Source organism: Stenotrophomonas sp. HMSC10F07 (genome assembly GCF_001807895.1).
Classification (GTDB): domain Bacteria; phylum Pseudomonadota; class Gammaproteobacteria; order Xanthomonadales; family Xanthomonadaceae; genus Stenotrophomonas; species Stenotrophomonas sepilia.
This window is the reverse complement of the sequence record NZ_KV791421.1, coordinates 1-2,164: the sequence shown is the minus strand read 5'-3', so window position 1 is coordinate 2,164 and position 2,164 is coordinate 1. Positions and strand designations below refer to the sequence as shown.

3 protein-coding genes are annotated in these 2,164 nt (G+C 65.9%); all 3 read left to right on the top strand.

Annotated features, from left to right (window positions below; genetic code table 11):
• Positions 1-135: 135 nt before the first annotated feature.
• Positions 136-777: a methylthioribulose 1-phosphate dehydratase gene (locus HMPREF3114_RS14565; RefSeq protein ID WP_070489939.1), complete on the top strand. Its 642-nt coding sequence runs from the start codon at positions 136-138 to the stop codon at positions 775-777.
• Positions 778-869: 92 nt separating this feature from the next.
• A complete protein-coding gene (locus HMPREF3114_RS14560) occupies positions 870-1,427 on the top strand; it encodes a 1,2-dihydroxy-3-keto-5-methylthiopentene dioxygenase (protein ID WP_053500751.1) in 558 nt (185 codons plus the stop codon).
• A 3-nt stretch (positions 1,428-1,430) separates the two neighbouring features.
• On the top strand, positions 1,431-2,126 hold the full coding sequence (gene mtnC / locus HMPREF3114_RS14555) for an acireductone synthase (protein WP_053500748.1): 696 nt from the start codon (positions 1,431-1,433) through the stop codon (positions 2,124-2,126).
• Positions 2,127-2,164: the final 38 nt, after the last annotated feature.

Sequence of the window (2,164 nt, the reverse complement as noted above, 5' to 3'; positions counted from 1 at the left end):
GCGCCATCGAGCTTACAGGGACGTACTTGCAGCGCCCCCCTGCACGGCCCACCCGCCCCGCCAACCCCATGAACCGCTCTACACGACCAGCCACGAGGGGCTCAGCCGTTGGCCGAATCCAGTAAAATCGCCGGCATGAACGCCCCCACCTTCCCCTACGACACCGCGCGCCTGAGCGAACTGGCCCAGCTGCTGATCGACAATGTCCGCGAACTGGCCCACGCCGGCTGGACCCCGGCCACCAGCAGCAACTTCTCCCACCGCCTGGACGATCGCCACGCCGCGATCACGGTGTCCGGCAAGGACAAGGGCCGCCTGATCGAGGACGACATCATGGTGGTGGACTTCGACGGCCAGGCCGTCGGCCGTCCGCTGCGCCCGTCCGCCGAGACCCTGCTGCACACCCAGTTGTACCGCCGCTTCCCGGACGTCGGCTGCGTGCTGCATACGCACTCGCCGGTGCAGACCATCGCCTCGCGCCTGTACGCGCCGCAGGGTCATGTCTGCCTGGAAGGCTACGAGCTGTTGAAGGCCTTCGCCGGCAACAGTACCCATGAAATGGCCATCGATGTGCCGGTATTCGCCAACACCCAGGACATGAACGTGCTGTCGAAGCAGGTCGATGACCTGCTCGACCGGCAGAACCTATGGGGCTACCTGATCGACGGCCATGGCCTGTATGCCTGGGGCCGCGACATGGCCGAGGCACGCCGCCACCTGGAAGCGTTCGAGTTCCTGTTCCACTGCGAGCTGGAACTGCGCAGGCTGCGCGGCTGAACCCGCACGCAGGTGCAGATGCCGATCCGGAATCTGCACCTCATGCCCACCCTGCTACCCTGTCTTCCCCCCGAGACGTTCAAGCTGCCGCCATGAGCCGACTGCGCATCTACGACGACACCCGCCCCGAATCGCCGCTGCTGGACACCCAGGACGGCGCGGTCATTGCTGCCGAGCTGCGGAAGATCGGCGTCACCTTCGAGCGCTGGCAGGCCACCGCGCCGGTCGCACCGGGCGCCAGCCAGGAGGAAGTGTTCGCCGCGTACCGCGCCGACATCGACCGCCTGGTGGCCGAGCGCGGTTTCAAGAGCGTGGACGTGGCCTCGATCGCCCCGGACAACCCGAACCGCGCCGAGCTGCGCAAGAAGTTCCTCGACGAGCACTTCCACAAGGAAGACGAGGTGCGCTTTTTCGTCGCCGGCTCCGGCCTGTTCACCCTGCACGTGGGTGACAAGGTCTATGAGATCGAGTGCGTGAAGGACGACCTGATCGCCGTGCCCGATGGCACCACCCACTGGTTCGACATGGGCGAGGAACCCAGCTTCGTGGCGATCCGCTTCTTCACCGAGCCCGACGGCTGGGTCGGCCATTTCACCGGCACCGACATCGCGCAGAAGTTCCCTCGTTACGTACCCACCCAGGCGTCCTGATCCATGCAAGCCCGCGTCATCCTGACCGACATCGAAGGCACCACCAGCAGCATCTCGTTCGTCAAGAACGTGCTGTTCCCCTATGCGCGCAAGGCGTTGCCCGCGTTCGTCGCCGAACATGGCCAGCAACCGGAGGTCCGTCGCTGGCTGGACGCGGTCGCCACCGAGATCGGCGGTGCCTGCCAGGACAGCCTGGTGGCCGAGACGCTGCAGGGCTGGATCGACCAGGACCGCAAGCACACCGCATTGAAGGCGCTGCAGGGGCTGATCTGGGACGAAGGCTACCGCCGTGGCGACTACACCGCGCACTTCTACCCGGAAGTGGCGCCGGTGCTGAAGGGCTGGCACGCTTCCGGCCTGCCGCTGTACGTGTACTCCTCCGGTTCGGTGCCGGCGCAGAAGCTGTTCTTCGGTTTCAGCGACGCCGGCGACCTCAGCCCGCTGGTGTCGGGCTGGTTCGATACCGAAGTCGGCGGCAAGCGCGAGGCCGACAGCTACCGCCGCATCGTGCAGGCCATCGGCGTACCGGCCGGCGAGATCCTGTTCCTGTCCGATGTGGTGGAAGAACTGGATGCCGCCCGCGAAGCCGGGTTGCAGACCCGCCTGATCGATCGCCTGGATGATTACCCGATGCCGCGTACCGGCCAGGCCGCCAACGGCCACGAACGGGTCGAGAATTTCCAGCAGATCCAGCTGTAAGCAAGAAAAAGGGGACGGAGGGGATTAAGTCGTTTGTG